General features: G+C 36.3%; 17 protein-coding genes. 13 read left to right on the plus strand and 4 right to left on the minus strand.

The window, feature by feature from the left end:
• Window positions 1-46: 46 nt before the first annotated feature.
• The 11 genes from FLS47_RS17195 (at window position 47) to FLS47_RS17245 (ending at window position 13,397) form a co-directional block, all read left to right on the plus strand.
• Window positions 47-3,154, plus strand: coding sequence for a SusC/RagA family TonB-linked outer membrane protein (locus FLS47_RS17195; protein WP_223225404.1), 3,108 nt, complete (start codon window positions 47-49; stop codon window positions 3,152-3,154).
• Between the two features lie 7 nt (window positions 3,155-3,161).
• Complete coding sequence (locus FLS47_RS17200; protein WP_149915556.1) at window positions 3,162-4,961, plus strand: RagB/SusD family nutrient uptake outer membrane protein; 1,800 nt, start codon at window positions 3,162-3,164, stop codon at window positions 4,959-4,961.
• A 24-nt stretch (window positions 4,962-4,985) separates the two neighbouring features.
• A complete protein-coding gene (locus tag FLS47_RS17205; protein ID WP_223225405.1) occupies window positions 4,986-6,032 on the plus strand; it encodes a glycoside hydrolase family 43 protein in 1,047 nt (348 codons plus the stop codon).
• A 1-nt stretch (window position 6,033) separates the two neighbouring features.
• The gene (locus FLS47_RS17210; RefSeq protein ID WP_188347478.1) at window positions 6,034-7,197 is read left to right on the plus strand and encodes a sialidase family protein; all 1,164 of its coding nucleotides are present in this window, start codon (window positions 6,034-6,036) and stop codon (window positions 7,195-7,197) included.
• Between the two features lie 8 nt (window positions 7,198-7,205).
• A complete protein-coding gene (locus FLS47_RS17215; protein ID WP_149915558.1) occupies window positions 7,206-8,291 on the plus strand; it encodes a family 43 glycosylhydrolase in 1,086 nt (361 codons plus the stop codon).
• A gap of 5 nt (window positions 8,292-8,296) precedes the next feature.
• Window positions 8,297-9,400, plus strand: a complete 1,104-nt coding sequence (locus FLS47_RS17220) for a glycoside hydrolase family 43 protein (protein WP_223225406.1) — start codon at window positions 8,297-8,299, stop codon at window positions 9,398-9,400.
• A gap of 308 nt (window positions 9,401-9,708) precedes the next feature.
• The gene (locus FLS47_RS17225; protein ID WP_149915560.1) at window positions 9,709-10,122 is read left to right on the plus strand and encodes an HIT family protein; all 414 of its coding nucleotides are present in this window, start codon (window positions 9,709-9,711) and stop codon (window positions 10,120-10,122) included.
• 33 nt (window positions 10,123-10,155) lie between these two features.
• The gene (locus tag FLS47_RS17230; protein WP_149915561.1) at window positions 10,156-10,803 is read left to right on the plus strand and encodes a DedA family protein; all 648 of its coding nucleotides are present in this window, start codon (window positions 10,156-10,158) and stop codon (window positions 10,801-10,803) included.
• A gap of 15 nt (window positions 10,804-10,818) precedes the next feature.
• Window positions 10,819-11,361, plus strand: coding sequence for an inorganic diphosphatase (locus tag FLS47_RS17235; RefSeq protein ID WP_149915562.1), 543 nt, complete (start codon window positions 10,819-10,821; stop codon window positions 11,359-11,361).
• 4 nt (window positions 11,362-11,365) lie between these two features.
• Window positions 11,366-12,682: a hemolysin family protein gene (locus FLS47_RS17240; RefSeq protein ID WP_149915563.1), complete on the plus strand. Its 1,317-nt coding sequence runs from the start codon at window positions 11,366-11,368 to the stop codon at window positions 12,680-12,682.
• A 1-nt stretch (window position 12,683) separates the two neighbouring features.
• The gene (locus FLS47_RS17245; RefSeq protein WP_149915564.1) at window positions 12,684-13,397 is read left to right on the plus strand and encodes a 16S rRNA (uracil(1498)-N(3))-methyltransferase; all 714 of its coding nucleotides are present in this window, start codon (window positions 12,684-12,686) and stop codon (window positions 13,395-13,397) included.
• On the opposite strand, the gene FLS47_RS17250 is transcribed toward FLS47_RS17245, so the two are convergent.
• Genes FLS47_RS17250 through FLS47_RS17260 form a run of 3 tightly spaced genes read right to left on the minus strand, consistent with a single transcriptional unit; the run spans window position 13,394 to window position 15,971 of the window.
• The gene (locus FLS47_RS17250; protein ID WP_149915565.1) at window positions 13,394-13,876 is read right to left on the minus strand and encodes a hypothetical protein; all 483 of its coding nucleotides are present in this window, start codon (window positions 13,874-13,876) and stop codon (window positions 13,394-13,396) included. The two genes, FLS47_RS17245 and FLS47_RS17250, sit on opposite strands and share 4 nt — an antisense overlap.
• A 1-nt stretch (window position 13,877) precedes the next feature.
• Complete coding sequence (locus FLS47_RS17255; protein ID WP_149915566.1) at window positions 13,878-15,335, minus strand: ABC transporter permease; 1,458 nt, start codon at window positions 15,333-15,335, stop codon at window positions 13,878-13,880.
• A gap of 9 nt (window positions 15,336-15,344) precedes the next feature.
• Window positions 15,345-15,971, minus strand: coding sequence for an ABC transporter ATP-binding protein (locus FLS47_RS17260; protein WP_149915567.1), 627 nt, complete (start codon window positions 15,969-15,971; stop codon window positions 15,345-15,347).
• Window positions 15,972-16,258: 287 nt separating this feature from the next.
• Here FLS47_RS17260 and FLS47_RS17265 point away from each other — a divergent pair, with 287 nt between their 5' ends.
• Both FLS47_RS17265 and FLS47_RS17270 read left to right on the plus strand, forming a co-directional pair.
• A complete protein-coding gene (locus tag FLS47_RS17265) occupies window positions 16,259-19,339 on the plus strand; it encodes a TonB-dependent receptor domain-containing protein (RefSeq protein WP_149915568.1) in 3,081 nt (1,026 codons plus the stop codon).
• Window positions 19,340-19,441: 102 nt separating this feature from the next.
• The gene (locus tag FLS47_RS17270; protein ID WP_149915569.1) at window positions 19,442-20,611 is read left to right on the plus strand and encodes a hypothetical protein; all 1,170 of its coding nucleotides are present in this window, start codon (window positions 19,442-19,444) and stop codon (window positions 20,609-20,611) included.
• 77 nt (window positions 20,612-20,688) lie between these two features.
• Here the strand turns inward: FLS47_RS17270 and FLS47_RS17275 are convergent, their stop codons facing one another.
• Window positions 20,689-21,882: a hypothetical protein gene (locus tag FLS47_RS17275; RefSeq protein WP_149915570.1), complete on the minus strand. Its 1,194-nt coding sequence runs from the start codon at window positions 21,880-21,882 to the stop codon at window positions 20,689-20,691.
• Between the last annotated feature and the right edge of the window lie 375 nt (window positions 21,883-22,257).

Raw genomic sequence — 22,257 nt, forward strand, 5'->3', positions numbered from 1 at the left:
TTATTAATTAAAAAACCTATTTACAGACAAACTTTGAATTATGCATATGAAAACAGTTTTTTACGATTATCAAAAACTTCTTTTTCTATCAGAATGTAGTATGATAAAGAGAATTTTAGTCTTATCGTCACTCATGGTGTTATTAGCCATGTTACCATTAGAAGTAGTAGCACAACATGTGTTAAGAGGACAAGTCTTAGGACTAAATAACCTGCCTTTACCAAGCGCAAGTATTCAAATTAAAGGTTCATCAGGAGGAACTACAACTGATTTGAATGGTAAATTCTTGCTTGAAGTATCCAATTCGAAAGCCATTATTTTTATATCTCATCAAGGCTATCATACTCTTGAAATCGAGGTTGGCCAAGAAAGAGATAGGGTTTTTCAGCTTGAGTTCGATGAAGCCGCTTCGAAACTAGATGAAGTTGTAGTGGTCGGTTTCGGAACACAAAAGAAAGTGACTGTCACCGGATCAATGACTTCTGTTTCCGTAAAAGCGCTAGAGCAATCATCTGCACCATCGTTGTCTAATGCACTAGCAGGACGCATGCCTGGTATTATTACTAGGCAAACAAGCGGTGAGCCAGGCTATGATCAAGCACAAGTGTTTATCAGAGGTTTAGGGACTTGGGGAAGTCGAGCACCACTGGTGTTGGTTGACGGTGTGGAGCGGAATATGAATAATATCAATGCACAAGAAATTGAAAGTTTTTCAGTGTTAAAGGATGCTTCAGCAACGGCAGTTTATGGTGTAAGAGGAGCAAATGGGGTTATTTTAATAACCACTAAAAAAGGTACGCAAGGAAAGCCAAAAGTTATGCTTCGGTCCGAAACTGCGATGTTGTCAGCTTTGCGTGTCCCCGAATATATTGATGGAATAGATTATCTAAACTTATGGGATGAGGCATATAGAAATATGGGGCAAGATGAGTTTTTTGGTCAAGAAGAGATTGAAAAGTACAAGACAGGCGACCCTTACTTATATCCAAATGTTGATTGGACGTCCACTATCATGAAGAAAGATACATATCAAACAATCAACAATCTGAGCATGAACGGCGGTACGGATATTATCCGCTATTATGCGAACGTGGGATACACGGAGCAAAGTGGTTTGTGGAAATCTGACTCAGAAAACCCATATAATACAAACATTAACATGAAACGTTACAATTTGCGTTCTAATATTGATGTGAATGTTACTAAAAATTTATTGTTTGAATTTGGATTGGGCGGTGTCATCCAGCAAGGTAATTACCCAGCAAGATCAGCTGTGGACATCTTTGATGCATTACGAAAAACACCGCCTATTGCTTTTCCTGTAACCAATCCAGATGGAACACCTGCCGGTGTGACACAGTTTTTAGGTTCTAATCCTTGGGGTATGGTTACTCAATCAGGGTATTTAGTGCAAGCTCGCAACAGTGTCCAAGGTACTTTTGCAACTAAATGGGATCTTTCTGAGGTAGTGTTGCAAGGATTAAGCTTAAACGGTCGATTTGCGTATGATCACAATTATTCATCAGATGTAAGACGCCAAAAGAACTTTGAGGTAAAACAATACCTTGGTAAAGATCCGGTTACCAACGAAGATATGTACAGTGCAATCTTAAGAGAAGCTACACCACTAGGCTATACAAGTGGAAATGGTGCCAATAGAGCGTATTACAGTGAATTTATTTTAAATTATAGCAGAAGTTTTGGTTCTCATGATGTCTCAGGTATGATGATGTATAATCAACGTGATTATACTGATCTCACAGCAGGGACATCTATCAACAATTTACCTTTCAGAAGACAAGGTATTGCTTCACGTTTAACATATGCTTACCTGAATAGATATTTACTAGAGTTCAATGCGGGATATAATGGCTCAGAGAATTTTCCGAAAGGAAAAAGATTTGGTTTTTTCCCTTCTGTCTCTGCAGGGTGGGTGTTGTCTAATGAAAAGTTTTGGGGAACCGATAATGCTATTAATCATTTGAAATTAAGAGGTTCATATGGTAAGGTCGGTAACGATGAAATTGGTGGAAGGCGTTTCTTGTATCTTACCTATATGAATGCACAAAATGCACAGTCTTATCGATTTGGTGATAATATGCAATTGATGGCTGGTATTGATGAGGCTCAGACAGGTAATCCTGATGTAAGTTGGGAAGTATCTCAAAAGAGCAACTTAGGTCTGGATCTAGAGATGTTCAATAGTAAAGTCGTGATGCAGGTAGATGCATTTTGGGAAGATCGTAATGAGATTCTTTTGCAACGTCAACAAATTCCTTTCGTCACAGGTATCTATCCATGGGTTATACCTTATGCTAACTTAGGAAAAGTTAATAATAAGGGAATAGATGGTATGTTGGAAGTTAAAAACAGAACAGCATCTGGTTTCTATTACTCAGGACGTGTAAACATGACCTATGCTAAAAACATCATCATAGAAAATGATGAACCAAACCAGAGATACCCTTGGCTGTCTGCGAAAGGACAACCAATTGATCAACCTTTTGGGTGGGTAGCAGAAGGAATCTTTAAGGATCAAGAAGAAATAAATAATAGTCCAGAGCAAAGACTAGGAAGACCTGTACAACCTGGAGATATTAAATATCGTGATCTTAATGATGATAATATCATCGATGATAATGATCGAATGGCAATAGGTCTACCGCGTACACCACGCGTGGTGTATGGATTTGGTGGTACTGTCGCCTACAAAGGGTTTGATTTAAGTTTATTCTTTACGGGAGCTGCTCAAACTAGTATTTATTTGTATGGAGCGACGATGTACCCATTCCAAGATGGGGTAGGGACATTCAATGTACAAACCGAGTACTATGACAATAGATGGACTACCGAAAATCTTAATGGAAAATATCCAGCTGCAATTACGGTAGCCAATCCGAACAACAATCGTGCTTCAACATTGTGGCAGGTTGATGGCTCATATTTGCGATTAAAAAATGCGGAATTTGCTTATACGTTTGAACAAGGAAAATTAAGCCGTATCGGTATGAACAGTTTACGGCTTTTTGCCAATGCAGTGAATCTTCATACTTGGGATAAAGTGAAGATAATGGATCCAGAATCAGATAGTGGTACCAACTTCTATCCACTACAAAGGACATTAAATTTTGGTTTGCAAGTAAATTTTAAATAGAAAAGTTATGATACGTTTTATTCAATATATCTGTTTTGCCTTTTTACTAGGATCTGTTTTTAGCTGTAAGGATTATTTAGATAAAGTTCCTGATGAAGATTTGACACTAGAAGATGTTTTTGCGCAAAGACAATATGCCGAACGATTTTTGACATCTGCATACTTTACATTACATGAGGAAATTTCATTTAATGATTGGTGGGGAAGAAATCCGTTTGTAGGCGCATCTGATGAAATGGAAATCACATGGACATATCCATTTGCACATGTAATGACTTCGGGTGCATGGAGCCCACAAAACATTGAAGAGAATATTTGGCGATTTGATTGGGAGGGAATGCGCAAAATAAATTTGTTCCTTGAAAATATAGATAAGACGCCGATGAGTGAGTCGGATAAAAATATTTGGAAAGGGGAAGCTTACTTTTTACGTGCTTTTTTTCATTTCTTTCAAGTCCGGTTACATGGTCCTATTCCTATTATGGATCGTTCAATTGTCCTTTCAGACAATTTTGGCGAGATCAAAAGGAAGCCGTATCAAGAAGTGGTAGATTTTATTGTAGCGGACTGCGATCGTGCCATTAACTTATTACCCCCATCTTATATTGCTGGTGCCACGCAAGACTTAACCAAGCTAGGTAGACCGACACGCTCTTCAGCAGCAGCGTTGAAGTCTAGAATGCTCATCTATTCGGCTAGCCCATTGTGGAATGGAAATCCTGATTTGGTAAATTTTAAAGATCAAGATGGTGTGTCATTATTCCCTCAAGCAGATGCAAATAAATGGAATATCGCCGCTTTGGCAGCCAAAGAAGCAATAGATCAAGCTGAAGCAGCAGGGTATGGCTTGTATAAATCGGTAGACAATGATCCTTTGAAAAGTTATCAAGAGGTATTTACGATGAGATGGAACAAAGAAATTCTTTTTGCTAGGAATATAGGTACTTGGGATCACCAAGAACGAGCTACTAGTCCTAATGGTATGGGTGGTTGGAGTGGCTATTGTCCTACTCAAGAATTAGTAGATGCTTATCAAATGCAAGATGGCAGTACTCCAATCACAGGGTATACTAACGATGGACAACCAATTGTTAATCCAACATCTGGCTATCAAGAGACCGGTTATTCGACTGCAGCTCATAGCAAGGGCTATCACCTTGATCGTATACGCAATATGTATGTGGGGCGCGAACCAAGATTTTATGCAGCAATTAATTATAGCGGAGCTATGTGGCGTGGGAGAAGGATTGAGTTCTGGAATTCGGGTTTGGACGGTCGTTCTCGCAGTGCAGTAGATCATTCTGTGACTGGTTATTTGATGAAGAAATTCTCTGAAGAATCTGTGCGCATACCACAAGGTATTTTCACACAAAAAACATGGATTTATTTTCGCTTAGCCGAAATTTACCTAAATTATGCTGAAGCTTTAAATGAGGCACAAGGACCACAGGCGGATGTGTATAAATATGTCAATGCTATACGCTCAAGAGCTGGATTGCCAGATTTGCCTACTGGATTAACCAAGGAGGCTATGAGAGAGTGTATTCGTCACGAACGCAGAATAGAGCTTGCCTTTGAAACGCATCGCTATTTTGACACCAGAAGATGGCTGATAGCCGAACAAACGGATAATAAACGCTTTTACAGAATGTCTGTTGACAAAGGTACTCATTTGCAGGATGACGACTTTTATGTGAGATCATTCTTAAAAACTAGGGTGTTTGCGAAGAAACATTACCTGTGGCCAGTTCCACAAGTTGAGATTAATAAAACACCTTCAATTATTCAAAATCCAGGTTGGGATTAGTTGGTTATGTAAATTTAAATAGTAATGATAAAAGTTCAGTTAAAAGGAAAAAAGTTTCAAATAGGGATGTTGTGGTTTTTAGGACTGTTGATGCATAGTTTATTAATTTCCTCAAGTTGTCAAAAAACAGTTGCTGCAGATGCTAAAGAAACAGAAGATATACCAAAGTATGTGGGTATATTTCAAGCTGACCCAACAATTTTTTACCATGAAGGAACATATTATTTGTATGGTACTAAAGGTGAAAATGCTGATTTGGGATTCGAAGTTTATCGATCCAAAAACTTAGAGGAATGGGAAGGTCCTGTTGGTGCTACCAACGGTTTTGCCTTGGCAAAAAAGGATGTTTTTGGTGAAATAGGTTTTTGGGCTCCACAAGTGTGGTATGAAAATGGTAAATTCATGATGGCGTATACCGCTAATGAAAATATTGCTATAGCAGTTAGTGATTCGCCATTAGGACCTTTTGAACAAACTCAACAAAAACCAATTATTGCGGAAGGAAAACAAATTGATCCGTTTATTTTTATTGATACCGATGGTAAAAAGTATCTTTATCACGTCAGGTTGACGGATGGAAATAGAATATTTGTAGCCGAACTGAACGCTGATTACTCGGGTATAAAAAAAGAAACCTTAAAGGAATGTATTCATGCATCTTTGCCTTGGGAAAATGTTGATAACGTGCCTTGGCCCGTTGCTGAAGGTCCAACAGTCCTTCGCCATGATGGACGCTACTATATGTTTTATTCGGCTAATGATTTTCGAAACCCAAAATATTCAGTCGGAGTTGCGGTCGCTGATAATGTGTATGGACCTTGGCAAAGAATAGGTGATACTGCTTTATTGAGTATACATAATACGAAATGGTCTGGCACTGGACACGGTGATGTGTTCAAACAAGGGGATAAGTGGCATTATGTAGTTCATACGCATTTTTCTCCACAAAAAGTTGGTCCTAGGCGAACTGCGATTGTACCGTTTATATTTGGAAAAAAAGATAATCCATATCAAGAACCAATATTTAATGGTGAGAAAATAGTTCATTTAAAGGCAATTAAAAATGATTAAAATGTGTATAACACACTGTTTGTTTTTGGCTATTGTGTTTTCTTGCAAAGCAAGTGACACAATAGTCAATGATGAGACAGAGAAAAAGGAAGAAAAGAAGATTGTTTGGGATAAATCCACCTTGCAAAAAATTGCGCCTCTTGAAGGGCGACAACTTAATTATGCAGGTTACCCTCGAATAAAAGCTTTAGGAGATGGAAAAATTGTGGCAGTGTACGAAGCTGATGGCAATATAGAAATAATTCAAACTATAGATAAAGGGAAAAGTTGGTCTTCAACTAAAGTTGTTTTTTCTTCTTTCGAGTACAACGATGGTTCATTGAAAACTAGGGTAAATATGTCAAATCCCGAATTTATTGCACTGAAAAATGGAGATTGGCTCATGGCTTGTAATTACCGTCCTGCAAAAGCTGAGATAACCCCATTTTCAATAGCAATTCGAAAAAGTACTGATCAAGGTGTCACATGGAAAGATATTGAAATTATCTATGAAGCTCATCCTAGATTTAGCGATGGCTGTTGGGAACCAGCGTTATTGCAACTTCCCAACAATGATATTCATGTGTATTTTGCAAATGAAAAGCCCTATACTAATTCTGATGAGCAAGAGATTTCTTACCTAAAATCTACTGACAATGGAGGCACATGGGGAGAAGTAGCCATGGTATCTTTCAGACCAAATAGAAGAGATGGGATGCCTGTGCCACTTGTTGTTGGGAATGAGATTTTGGTAGCAATCGAGGATAATAAACAAGAACAATTCAAGCCTTACATTGTCAGAACATCTTTGCAAAATCCTTGGTCAACTCCTGTCATTGCTGATGTCAAGCAGCGAAATAGTGCTTTGAGACAACCTCTTCCTGACGATACATATGCAGGAGCACCCTATATTATGAAGCTCCCAACTGGAGAGGTTTTGATGTCTTATCAGACTACTCGGAATCGTACAAATGATTGGGAGAAATCAACACTAGATGTGGCGATAGGTGATAAACAAGGCCGTAATTTCAGAATCATAGATCAACCTTTTCAAATTCCATTGGATCGAGAAGCAAAATGGGGATGTATTGCATTATGGGATGAAAATACTGTTGTTGCTACTGCAGCTTCGAATTTGGATGGAGGTTCTATTGCTGTATGGATGATTTTAGGTACGATAAAATAATGAGGTGTATGAAAAACGTTAATGTGTATAAACTAATATTATTATTTTTTTGGTTGTGTATTATCAATATTGCCTGTGGTAAAGAGCAAAAAAATGATGATCGTGATACCACTTCAAGTACGACCTACAAAAATCCGGTATTTGAACCTATTCTTGCTGATCCTACAGTGATAAGAGATCCCAAAAGTGGATTTTTCTATGCGTATGGTACACAAGATGATTGGGGAGATGGGGCGGGCTCTCGTCTAATTCCTGTTTTGAGATCTACAGATTTGACAAACTGGAAAAGTGTAGGTCAAGCTTTTGCATCCAAACCATCGTGGAAATCAAATGGTGGGCTGTGGGCACCTGAAGTAGTATATGTGGATGGGAAATATATCATGTATTACGCTTACTCTACCTGGGGTGACCCAAATCCTGGGATTGGTGTAGCTGTTTCGACGCGACCGCAAGGCCCTTTCCAAGATCAAGGAAAAGTTTTTTTGAGCAAGGAGATAGATGTACCAAATTCTATAGATCCTTTTTATTGGGAGGAAGGTGGGAGAAAATATTTGTTTTGGGGAAGTTTTAGTGATGCTGCTACGCAAGGGACATTTGGTATTCCTTTAAGTGATGATGGACTTTCAGTACCAGATTTATCAAGAAAATTCAAAATCGCTGCAGGTGATTTTGAAGCGGTCGTTATACATAAAAGAAACGATTATTACTATTTTATTGGTTCCAAAGGTTCTTGTTGTGATGGTGTAAATAGCACTTATCATGTATTGGTAGCTAGATCCAAAAACTTAGAAGGACCATATTTAGATAATGAAGGTCGTGATATAATCAATAGAGGAAATGGAACTTTAATGTTAGCAAGAAGTAAAAATTATGTTGGTCCTGGGCACACCTCAAGAATCATTACTGATGATAAAAATCAAGACTGGATATTATATCATGGGATTAATGCTTCAAAAGGCAAAGTTGCGAATGGAGCTAGTCGACGAGTATTACTATTAGATAAAATTGTTTGGGAAAACGACTGGCCTAAAATAATGACTGGAGAAGTAGGTGAGTCCACTCAAAATAAACCATTTTTTAAAGTTAAAAAATAATGATTGTGAAAAAGATTATAGCCATTCTGATGTTAATAATAAGTTTTATTAATACCTCATGCCAAGAGCGACAGTATAGTACAATATTATCGAATAATCCTTTAGATGTAAAACTGGGAGATCCATTTGTACTATACGACAAACAGTCTGATATGTATTATATGTACGGAACGGGTGGAGTCACAAATGGATTTGTTGTTTATACATCTTCAGATCTCGTCAATTGGGAAAATAAGAGCGTTGTATATACTAGTAATCAAGATAGGTCTTGGGGAACTAAAGATTTTTGGGCACCTGAAGTTTATCAGTACAATGATAGATATTATATGTTTTATAGCGCACATTGGAAGAACAATCCAAATAATGAACTTGAAAATTATAAAATTGGCGTAGCAGTGTCAAATAGTCCTTTAGGGCCATTTGAAGATATGACAGGGGGACCTTTATTTGATCCAGGATATCCAATTATAGATGCTAATGTGTATTTCAGCGAAGATGGGAGATTATATTTATATTACTCGAGATGTTGTTATAAACATTCCGTAGATAGTGAAATTGCCACTTGGGCGATAGATAGAGGGATGTGTGATAATATTGAAGAAAGCTGGATTTACGGTGTTGAACTAAAATCTGATTTCTCTGGAATTATAGGTGAACCTGTATTATTGCTACGTCCACCATTAAAAATGAAAGATAAGCAATCAGAATGGGAGAGCAGATCTGTAACTAGTGGCGAAATTAATCGCAGATGGACTGAAGGATCTTACCTATTCAAGCACAATGATGTCTATTATATGATGTATTCTGCTAATTACTTTGCAGGAGAAAACTATGCAGTAGGATATGCTACATCAAACTACCCATTAGGAATATTTGAAAAGTCTGATAATAATCCAGTATTAGAAAAAAATACTAATAAAGGAGGTGTTGTCACTGGTACGGGACACAATAGCTTATTACGTGATAAAAATGGTAAGACATGGTGCGTCTATCATGGTAGAACATCTATCACCGGTGATGAGCGTGTTGTTTTTATGGATCCTTTACATATAGATAATAAAGGAAATTTAAGTGTTGAGGGGCCAACTGTAAAATCAAATTTTCAATGAAGTAAATAACAAACATATTTATGATTCTTTATTAGGTAGTTAACAAGTAAGAATTATCATCAAAAGAGCAAGTGTTAGATAATACTTGCTCTTCTGATTTTCATTACTTTTAATAAGGTTGGCATGAAATATATTAAATCATAATATTGAGTTATAAATAAACATCATTATTAAGACCTTAACTAACATTGGAAGCCGAGACTTTTAATAATCTAAATGTAATAAGTATAGCAAAACGCGCAGAAGATATATGATATTCTTTTTTATATTTTATTATATTTGCAGGTACACTGATTTGATATATTTTTATGTCTACGATATTTTCGAAAATTATTGCTGGTGAAATACCTGCGTATAAGGTCGCTGAGAGTAATGATTTTTTAGCTTTTTTAGATGTATCTCCCCTGACACCAGGGCACGTATTGGTTATTCCTAAAAAGGAAACCGACTATATATTTGATATTGATAATGACGAGTATATGGGATTGTGGGTGTTTGCAAAAATTGTATCTCAAGGTATCAAGAAAGTGTTTCCTTGTAAAAAAGTGGGCGTAGCAGTGGTTGGATTAGAAGTTGCACATGCGCACATTCATTTGATTCCGTTAAATAAAGTTAGTGATATGAGCTTTGATAAACCTAAATTATCATTGCCAGCTGATGAAATGAATAAAATTGCTGAAGATATTCGTCAAGCAATATCAGAAGTTACCAATGCTGAATAATATAAAACAGCTATTGTCTTATAACTAACAACTATGCAAGATTTTTTAATTTCTTTCCAGCAATTGATGGATCCGGAGTACTTACTAAGTCATGGTGGATTCTATTTAGTTTGCTTGATTGTATTTGCCGAGACTGGTCTTTTCTTTGGCTTTTTTTTACCAGGTGATTACTTATTATTTCTAGCAGGTTTGTTTTGCGCATTAAATAAAATCGATGTGAGCATTACGACTATGTTTTTTGGTATACTTGGTTCAGGGGTAGCAGGTAATTTTGCGGGTTATTGGTTTGGCTATCGAGCCGGGCCTATGCTCTTTAAACGGAAGGATTCCGTTGTTTTCAAACAGAAATATATTGTAATGGCTGAAGAATTCTACCAAAAATATGGTGGATCTGCTTTGGTTGTAGGACGCTTTGTGCCGATTATTCGTACATTTGCACCAATATTCGCTGGGGTAGTAAAATTGGACTTCAAAAAGTTCGTTTTTTACAATGTCTCAGGAGCCTTAATTTGGGTAGGCGTATTGACACTATCAGGGTATTATTTGGGCGCAGCTTTTCCTGAAATCATCAACTACGTAGAATATATTGTCATTGGTATGATCGTCATTGCGTTTTTGCCGATCATCATTGCTATAATAAAGCGATGGCTAAAAAATAGAAATCAAAATAAACAACAATAAACAGTAAGAATATTAATGAGTACACAACATCCTTGGCATCAAGTGTCTCCTGGAGACGACGTGCCAAATTCAGTAAATGCTATAATCGAAATACCTAAAGGCTCGAAAGCGAAATACGAAATTGATAAAGATAGTGGTTTGATTAAATTGGATCGCGTTTTATTTTCTTCGGTAATGTACCCTGCAAACTATGGCTTTATTCCACAAACATATTGTGACGACAAAGATCCATTAGATATCTTAGTAATTAGTTCAGTGGACGTATATCCAATGAGTCTGATCGAAGCTAAAGTAATCGGTGTAATGCACATGATCGATGGTGGCGAACAAGATGATAAAATCATTGCGGTAGCTAAAAACGATGTTTCTGTTAATTATATCAACGATTTGTCGGAATTACCTCCACATACGATGAAAGAAATCGTTCGTTTCTTCCAAGATTATAAAGCATTAGAAGGTAAGAGCGTAGAGGTTCAAAACCTTTATGGTCGTGCTTATGCTCAAAATATCATCAACGAAAGTATTGAGCTTTACAATACTGAAATAAGAAATAAATAATCAAATGGCTCTCGATATTTTTTGGACATTTTTATTGGTCTTTGCAAATGGCTTTTTTGTCGCCGCCGAATTTGCGATTGTCAAAGTAAGGGCATCGCAGATCGAGCTACAAGCTAAATCCGGTAGCAATGTAGCAAAAATAGCAAAGAATATTACAGAGCATTTGGACAAATACCTAGCTGCAACACAGCTAGGTATTACTTTAGCATCCCTAGGCCTAGGTTGGATCGGAGAGGAGGTGATGACGGAGGTGGTAAATCACGTTTTTACTTTTTTCAATATTGATATTTCCCAAAGCTGGACTAAAGGATTAGGATTAGTGCTAGCATTTGGATCCATTACATTATTACATGTGGTATTGGGTGAGTTGGCACCAAAATCAATTGCTATTCAAAAACCAATAGCTACGACAATGAGAGTCGCTATTCCATTAAGATTATTTTATTGGCTAATGATGCCATTGATTTATGTATTTAATGGATTTGCTAATTTCTTGTTGAAATTAATTGGAATTACACCTCATCCCAATGAGGCGCATCATTCTTCCGAAGAGCTTCAATATTTATTGGATAAGGGTATGGAGTCTGGCGCTTTGAATCTTTCTGAGCATGAGCTTATCAAAAATGTATTTGATTTTAATGAGCGTATTGTCAAGAATATTATGGTTCCGCGAACTAAGATCATTGCGGTAGAGTTGTGTGATTCGCCAGAAGAATTCATCAATACCGTCACAGAAGAGGGATATTCTCGTATTCCGATATATGATGACAACATCGATAATATTGTCGGTATTGTACATACAAAAGATATATTGCCACTTTTGTTTAAAGGCGAAGAGATAGAGCTTAAAAGCATAATGCGTAAGCCTTATTTTATTCCTGAGACGAAGAAAATCAATGATTTGATGGCAGAGTTTCAACAAAAGCGAATTCAAATTGCTATTGTGTTAGATGAATTTGGTGGTACCTCAGGTATGGTAACTTTGGAAGATATCGTTGAAGAACTCGTTGGTGATATCCAGGATGAATACGATGAAGAAACACCAGTAGTGGAACAAATTTCTGAAACTGAGTTTATTATTGACGCAGGTGCAGGAGTCCATGATGTGAATGAATATTTACCTTTTGAGCTTCCTCAAAGTTCGGACTACGATACGATTGCAGGTCTTGTGAGTCATGTGTTTGATAAGATTCCTGATGTGGGCGAGACTACCGAAGAATTTGGGTATCGTTTTACAATCATGAAGAAAACGCAACAGAATATCGAATATGTAAAACTTGATGTAGTAGAAGAAACAGGATACGAAGATTCAGATTCATAATATGCAACTTTTTTATACACCTGAAATTCAACCAGCACACCCAACATTTATGTTGAGTGAAGAGGAAAGCAAACATGCAATTCGCGTGTTGCGACTTACTGTTGGGGAGAAAATTCACCTTATTGATGGTCGTGGTGGTTTATACGAAACTGAAATTATCGAAGCGCACCCCAAACGGACAACTTTGCGTGTGCTTTCTGTACAAGAGAATTTTGGAAAGTCGACGTATGAAATTCATATGGCTGTAGCTCCGACCAAGAATATTGATCGTATCGAGTGGTTTCTTGAAAAAGCTACCGAAATAGGCTTGACATCATATACGCCAATTATTTGCGAGCATTCTGAACGTAAAGAAGTTAAGGTGGAGCGATTAGAAAAAGTCGCTATTGCAGCGATGAAACAATCTTTAAAAGCTTATTTGCCCAAAATAAAACCTCCTACAAGCTTTTCTAAATTTATCCAAGAAATTAAAGGCGAAATATACATTAAAGGAATTGCACATTGTGTAGATAGCGAAAAGAAATATATTTCTAACACATTCGCACCTCGTGGTAAGTATTTGATTTTGATTGGTCCAGAAGGTGATTTCTCTGAAAAAGAAATAAGCCAGGCTATTGAAGCTGACTTTATTCCTTTATCTTTGGGTGAAGCAAGATTACGCACGGAAACCGCGGCGTTAGCTTCAGTTCTTGAAGTTTCTTTATTGAATCGTTAGTTAATGATTTCCGCATCCACAATCTGAATTTCAGCATTTCCTTTCAGTGGCTCAGGATTGAAAACCATTTTTCCTTTTAATTTCAATGGTTCTTCTGTGAACTTAATCGAACCTTTTTTCATAAAAATTTCGACCATTGGTGGAATACCATTAGTTCCACAAAATTGACATTGTGCAATAGGTAAGACCGATAACATAAATGTGCTGTGTTGACGACCGCTTGTCAGTGGTACCAAATAACCGGGTAATTCTACAATCTTGTTTTCTAGTTTTTTCAATTCCGCAGGATAATGTGGCGTGTACACTTTTTTGTTTCCACTTGTCGTTACTTTATACATCATTTTGTCAATGGCTTCCCATGTGCTATTCATCATTGGAGTATGATCTGGAACGTCGAGCCCTTGGTTGAAGCCGCCTATCTGAGCTTTAGCCCCAATTGTTAATAACGATAAACAAAGTATAATTATGTAGTTTTTCATTTTATTTAGAAGATAATGTGTTCGAAATAGTTGTTTGATAAGCCTTAATAGCAGGGATAATACTTGCTAGTACGCCAATTAGTATTGCTGAAATCAAAATTACAAATTCATTTGGATGCATTGCGAATGCTTGAATGAAATCAGCACTTTCGCTTGTTTGTAAACTGATATAATACAATATGCTATGCCCCAAAATTAATCCAAAAATTCCACCAATTAAAGTAATAACCAAACCTTCGACTATAGTAATGGTAAATAGTTTAGCTTTTGTGGCTCCCAAAGTACGCATGATGGCCAAATCGTATTTGCGATCTTTCATTGCATTGTACAAACTAATAAATACACTGAATCCTGCAATTACCATGATAACATAAGCCAATATTCCTAAAGAATCAAAGCCAACGCCTAATAATGAAAATATTCTTGAACTTTCCATGGCAGGTGAAGCCGCTTGCATTTGGGTACTTTGGTTAACCATACGTGGCAATACACTAATTGCAGTAGGTGAACTGTATTTGATTAACAAGGCAGTAATTTCAACACCTTGATCTTTGATCATGTCTTGTCCTAAGCTTTTGATAAAATCATTGTTCTGTGGTTTCTCCGTTACTAATTGCTCTTCGTGTTTATGTGATGATTCACTGTGTTCATGTTTATGATCTTCATGGCTGTCATCGTGTTCTTCATGATGTGCGTGATCGTGGTTAGAATGAGCGTGTTTATGTTCATCATTATGGCTTTGCGCTGTTGAAGGTTTCTCATGTGCATGATTGTGACCATCATTGTGGTCATGGTCGTGATTATGATCGCAATGTTCGCCGTGAATATGTTCGCCATTGTGTGCAATCCCATGAACTTCCCAGATACTGGCTAAATTACTTAATATTAAATTATCGACAATAGACTGTGCTGGATTTAAAATACCTACAACTGTGAAAGGGTGATCGTCGTGCTGATGTGCATCAGCAGATAGTCCGTGAGCACTGAAAATTTGATCGCCAATTTTAAGATTGTGCTTGCGTGCGACCTCTGAACCCAATACAACTTCAAAAGATTTGCGCCACAATTTCCCTTCTTTCAATTTCAACTCATATAGTTCTAAAAAACTAGCATCAGTTCCGATAATACGATGTCCTTTATAATTATCACCTAAAGATATTGGCGTAGCTAATTGCACCAATGGGTTTTCAGTAAGCTTATTCGCTTCACTCATCGGAATATTACCCGTAGGGTTATCTACATGATATAGCGAACTCAATATCAATTGCATTGGGCTACCTTTAGCTCCGATAACTAAATCTATATTCTTGGTGTTGTTTTCAAGTTGTTTCTCTAATGTCACTGAGCTAATGTAAATAACAATTAGAATTGCCACACCAAAAGCAGTAAGCAGGACACTTAATAAAGTGGATCCCCATTGTTGTGAAATATTTTTCCAAACAAGAGATAATGTATTCATAGGGTGCTGTTATAGTTGATAAGTGTGTGCGAAAAATGATTTTATGCGCGTGTCGTGCGTCGCAATCAATAGCGTAGCATCATAGTTTGCCGCTATTTCTAAAAGCAAATCCATTGCATGCTTCGTATTCGAATCATCTAGTGCTGCTGTTGGTTCGTCCGCAAGCAATACTTTCGGATTATTAATGACAGCACGTGCAATAGCAGCACGTTGCAATTGACCACGACTCAATTGGGTTGGGTAGCTGTTTGACTTTTCTCGAATTTGTAATTTATCTAGAATATCAGCAACAGCTTTTTTGTTTTGCTTTTCTTTCGCTAGATATTGCGCGAGTAGAATGTTTTCTTCGATCGTCAGATTTTTTAGTAAATGCGCATCTTGGAAAATAAAACCCATATTTTTTGCTCTAAAAAGATCTCTTTCTTGTTCGCTCAAGTTATAAATGTCTGTTTCATTTATAAAAACTTTACCGGATTTTGGTTGTGATAGTCCACCCAGCAAATGTAGTAAAGTTGTTTTGCCACTTCCTGATTCTCCCAACAAAAGGGAATGATTATGTTTCTCAACATGTACACTTGGAAAGGATAATTCAGCAGAATTTGAATATTTAAATGTGAGATTTTCTGAACTTATCATAGATTTTTTATTTCTAAATAGCTTTTAGATTAACATTAAAGGTATAGACAATACATTAGATTCGAAAATTCTATTCAAATTATTACAAGGTAAAGACCGTATTCTGCGTAAAGAAAAATTAATCTTAGCACAACATAACGTACCTTTTTTACTGGCTTTATCTAACTTTTTGACATTCAGTCTTACTTATTAATGATTACTTAACATTTCTGTCACGAAATGGTAATTTGACCGTAACATTGAGTTAATACACTTGCTTTTAATTTGTGTTAAATTAAAATTAAATAATGTTGAAAGTAGATTTACACATTAAAAAGGCAAATTTATTATTACTAGGTGTAGTTTTAAATGGAATGGTTCTCGCGCAAAGTACAGGTATTGTTGCCGGATCTATTAAAAATGCTAATACTGGAGAGCCTCTTTCTGGTGTTGCTGTTAAGATTATTTCACTAAATAAAAAAACAGCATCTGAGCCTAGCGGTAATTATACTTTAGCGGGCTTGTCACAGGGACAATATACACTTGAATTTTCTTCCAAAGGTTGGCAAACACAAACGTTTGATTCTGTAATGATCACTGGAGGTAAATTAACAAAGGTGAATGTTGATCTTATAAATAATAACAAAAATAACACAACTGCCCGTACAGCAGCTCAGATTGACACAGCAAAAACTTTAGTTGCATTACAAAAAATGAGTGCACCTATCGCTGATGGTGTTTCTGCTTTAGGTATTAAAGGTCGTGTCATTGATGTGGAAACTTTAGAACCTATTCCTGGTGTAAGTATCGTCTTATTGGAAAATGGTAAAGCAACTTCTACAAACGAGCGTGGAGAGTTTACAATTCCTGTAAATACTAAAGGCAAATACAGCATAGAAACGAGTTACCTAGGGTATAATAAAGAAACTACACCTGTCGTATTCACAGATAGGAATTGGGAAATGGTGAATGTCGTGCTAGTAAATGCGAGCTCTGCATTGGATGAAGTGGTTGTATCACGTCGTAGATCACAAGTTGGTGAGCTGGGTTTATTAGAAGAGCGCAAAAATGCAGCTTTGGTCGTAGAGAAAATAGGAGTAGAGGAATTGTCGAGAAAAGGAGTGAGTGATGCTGCTACGGCTGTTTCTAAACTTTCGGGCGTATCAAAACAAGAAGGTAATAGTCAAGTTTATGTACGCGGCTTGGGCGATCGATACAATACCACTTCGTTGAATGGCTTACCGATCCCATCAAGCAATCCAAACTTAAAGAATATTGCTTTAGACGTATTTAGCACGGATGTAGTCGATTATATAGGAGTAGATAAATTGCACAATGCAACTTTGAACGGTGATTTTGGAGGAGCAAATGTAGACATTGCTTCCAAAAATTTCAAAGGTGATCAGTTATTTGAAGTTTCTTTGGGTTCTTCGGTGAATACAAATGCATTGAAGCAAGCGGGCAATTTCAATTTGCAACAAGGACCTAGCTTTTTTGGATTTTCGAACACCAATATACCTGCTGACGCTCAAGGAAGTTACCATTTCAAAAATAGTTGGGATTTAGGCTCTAAAAATATCTTGCCTGTTGACTTGGGTGTCAAGCTAGGTAAATCATTTAATGTCGGAACTGACAGCCGTTTGACTCTTTTTGCAACTATGAATTTCACAAATGGATATACTTATCGTGAAGGATTAAATGCAAATGTAGGCGCTCAAGGTGATCGTTTGAAAAGCTTTTTTCAAACACGACACAGCTACAACACAAAGTCTACAGGTATGTTGAATGCGAATTATCAAATTAATAATAAGCACAGCGTAGCTTACAACTTTTTGTATATCAATTCTGGAGAACAGTTCGCAGATAATTTTAAAGGATACATTCGTGATGCAGCAGAAGATGAGAATGGCGTAGTGAGACGTAACACATTTTCACAAACTCAGCTAATAATAAATCAATTGCTTGGTAAACACGAGTTGACAGACAAAATTGATTTGAATTGGGGCTTGGCAGCGAATATTGTAGACGGCGATATGCCAGATCGTATGCAATCGCAGACGCGTATGTTGAGTAATGGAGATCATGTTTTCATTCGTGTAAATGAAGCTGATAATCACCGCTACAATTATTTCTTGAAAGAAAATGAATATGCTGCTAACATTGCGGCAAGCTACAAATTAGGTGATGATGATAAAGGGAAAATTACATTAGGCTACAATGCAAGAATGAAGAAAAGATCATTTGATGTAATGCAATTGAACTTTAATATACTTACAGATGCTAGGCAAACTGTTATAGATCCGAATAATATTGATCAGTATTTAGGAGCTGCAGGCTATGGAACATTTTACCAATTAAAAGGATTTGCGGGCAATGCATTCCAATATTATAATGGAGATCAAAATATTCATTCCGCTTTTGCAAGTGTAGATTATGCATTGACGGACCGTTTGACTGCTGTATTTGGAGCTCGTTTTGAGAAAATCAAACAAAGTGTTGATTACTATAGTATAGAATTTCCAAAAGCAAAAAATGAGATTCTTAAAGATGCCTTTTTACCCAGTTTGAATCTAAAATACACATTAGATGAAAAGCAGAATTTAAGATTTGGAGCCAGCAAAACTTATACGTTACCACAATTCAAAGAGAGAGCACGTTTTCCATACGATGATGTAACTGAAGTGGTGCTTGGTAACCCATATTTGTATGCTTCGGACAATTATAATTTAGATTTGAAATGGGAAATGTTTCCCAATGAATCTGAATTAATTTCGGTAGCGGCATTTGGTAAGTATATACAAAATCCGATAAATGAGATTATGATTGCTTCTGCAACGAATGATATTTCATATGCGAATACAGGCGACAATGGTTATGTATATGGTCTAGAATTAGAATTCAAAAAGGATATTCTTGAATTTAATGGAGATAAATTGAGCTTCGGATTTAATTCTGCAATCATGAAAACAGACCAAGATTTCGATGCGGAAAAAGTGAATACAGAAACGAATGGTATCGTTAATATCGACCCAACACACTCAAGTTCAAAATTCACTGGAGCCTCTGATTTTATTATCAACGCGGATTTATCATATAATAAAAATTTCGCTGAAGGCAAAAATATAGTGGCTACTGTACTTTACAATTATTACTCCGACAAAATTTATGCTATTGGAACTGGTGGATTAGGACATCGTGTCGATAAAGGATTGGGAACATTGGATTTAATCGTAAAAAGTAAAATTTCGAAAAGAATAGGTTTGGAATTAGCAGCACATAATATTTTGAATCCAGCATTCGAAAGATGGCAAGAGAATTCGCAGCCTGTAAAAGTTCTTTCATACAAAAAAGGCCAATTCTTCAATATAGGTTTGAAGTATAATTTCTAAGTCTTTATAATTAATAATTAATTAACAATCAAATAATTAGGTGTTAATACTAACTAGGTTTATTTGTATAAATAAAAATTGAAAATTAATAAATCATAAATAATGAAAAAATCAGTTTCAACTCTATTATTATTAATGTCCTTATCTGCGACGCCATTCGTTTTCACAGCTTGTAATAGCGATGATGATGAACTTATTGTGGTAGATCCAGGGAAAGAAGTAGATCGTGAAAACCTAAAAGGTGCGATTAAGAACGGCGAACACATCGTATTGGAAAGTGGAGTTTATAAATTGACAGGACCTCTTATTGTAGAAAACGGCGGTAAGTTAACAATTAAAGCTGGTGTTATTGTAGAGGCTACAGCTTTCAAAGATGGGGAAGAAATAAGATATATTGCTACAGCTCAAGGTGGTCAAATCTTTGTAGAAGGTACAGCAACAAAACCTGTCGTAATGACGGCAACAAATAAAGTGCAAAGTTCTTGGGGAGGTTTAGTATTATGTGGTAAAGCTCCAATTAACAAGGGAACTACAGCTACAGCAGAAGTATCAGGTTTAACTTACGGTGGTACGTTACCAAATGACAACTCGGGATCAATTAAGTATTTGCGCATTGAATATTCGGGCTATTCTTACTCAGCAGAAAAAGAATTTAATGGATTATCAATGTTTGGTGTAGGTAAAGGTACAACAATTGAGTATGTACAAGTTCACGAAGGTTCAGACGATGGGTTCGAATGGTTTGGGGGAACGGTAGATTCTAAATATTTAGTAGCTACAGCAAACGAAGACGATCAATTTGACTGGACTGAAGGTTGGAATGGTACAAATGAAAATTGGTATGCAAAAGAAGCTTCAGCTAAAGGAAATAGAGGTATTGAAGCGGATAACAATTCAAATACACATGATGTAACCCCAACCTCTAACCCAACGATTAAAAATTTAACTTTGATTGGTCGTGGTGCTCATGAAGGTGAATCTCAAGCTATAAAACTTCGCGTAGGTACAAAGGGTATGCTTGATAATGTGGTTCTTTCCAACTGGGGAACTGGATTTGATGTAGAACATGATGTGACAATTGGATATGTTGGTTCTACGTTGAAAGCTACTCGTGTAAAATTTGATAATGTCGCTACCAAGTCTAAAGGTAAGAAAAGTGATGGTTCGTCTGTAGATGTAGCATCGGTATTTACAGAAGATGGAACTGCTACTGGTGCTGGAGCAGGTACTTCTACACCTGAATGGGCTAAAGGTTGGACTGTAGGTTTGTAATCTTCAATCAAATTATTATATAATACTATAATTTTAAACCTAATCATTAACTCCTCGTTCATTGAATGGGGAGTTTTTTATTTGGGAGAGTAGTGGTATACGACTTTGTATTCTTCGTCCAAATATTTGTCTGCCAATTCACCTATGTTGAGGCTTGTAGCTTGCGGTGTTGGTTCACAAATTGAATAATATTGATCTTCAAATTTGATGGTTTTACCAATCTTTTTGTCAAACTGAACACCCATAGTAATGTGTGATGGATACAAGATCGCGACCATCGGGAGATTATAAATCTCTTTTACCAAATAAAAGAACAACGCCACACGGTCATCACAATCGCTGTATGGATTGAGCAGCGTGAGTTCTGGCGAAAGTCTTTTTTCAGTGCCAAAATTTTCTTCGTCATCTTCATATAGGAAAGCATAGCGAGTAAATCGCATCAAATAATCGACCCCATTTTCAGTGTTCATCTCAGCCACATTCTTTTTTAATAGAGGAATCAACGAGCTGTATGTTTCTTTTGTCAGTGGTATATTAAAGTATGATTCGAAATCAACGCCTGGATAGTTTTTAAATATACTGGAAACTTCATCATTTACTTTGATGTTAAAATTGTACACTTTGTCGTTATATTCAAATTGAATATTCTTTTCTTTGTAGCCTTGTGCAATTAACTCCGGCATTTGATCTATTTTATACCTAAAATCATTTATACCTTCTTCAAAATAGATATCCACAGGTTTATACGCATTTGTACGTTGAAATAATTTTCCGTAATCGTGGTAATTCAAGCAAGTGTATTGTTGATTATCAATGTTAAAAAATGGGATGTCCGAAATGTCTTCTTTGTTTTTTATGTAGAAAATGATTTGATTATTTCCTATTGCGATACGTGCATCATAGCCCGATTTATTCATCAAATACCATTTGTACAATGTGTAGCGTGGGTAATTTTCAGATTTTGGACTTAAAGATTGCGAAACTCGTCGAATCAGTTGATAATACAGCCAATCGCTAAGCTTTTCATTTGTACGATAAGTTACGAGTTCATGTATAAGATGCTGATATTCTTCTGAATTAATCTTTTGATGAAATTGTTGAATTGCCTCTTCACTTATTATGGTTGGAAAATCAAATGTTTCTAAGCGTGATTTGTCAAATTGAAATGGCTTTTGCAGAAAATCAATGCTTTCAAAATTTTGACCAAATGAAATCAAGCCATTACATAGAATAGTAGCAACGCAAATAAACCGTGTAAGTAGTTGCTTCATTTTGGAAACTTTTAATTAACATAAATATAACACAAATTTAATCAAAAAGTTGGTGCTTAAGATTTCAAAAGAAAACCCCTTATTTTGTGAATAAGGAGTTAACAATATATATAGGGGAGAGAAAGTTCTATTTTAGCGAGATGCACAATTTATTTTGGCATCTTATTATGTATGTAAAGAATAAGCTTTAGACATTATGTAAGTGTATTCGTGCTAAAGCTTATTCTAACTCAATAATTCAATATTAAGGTTAACAGGTTTGGTTAAAATTTCTTATAATATTTAAGTTTATCCTCGTAAATCTGTGTATGTCTATTTTGTATTCGTTAGTTGAATATTATCAGCTTCACAAAGCATTTCAACATCCATTCATCA

Source organism: Sphingobacterium cavernae, assembly GCF_008520265.1.
In the GTDB taxonomy this organism is placed as follows: Bacteria; Bacteroidota; Bacteroidia; order Sphingobacteriales; family Sphingobacteriaceae; genus Sphingobacterium; species Sphingobacterium cavernae.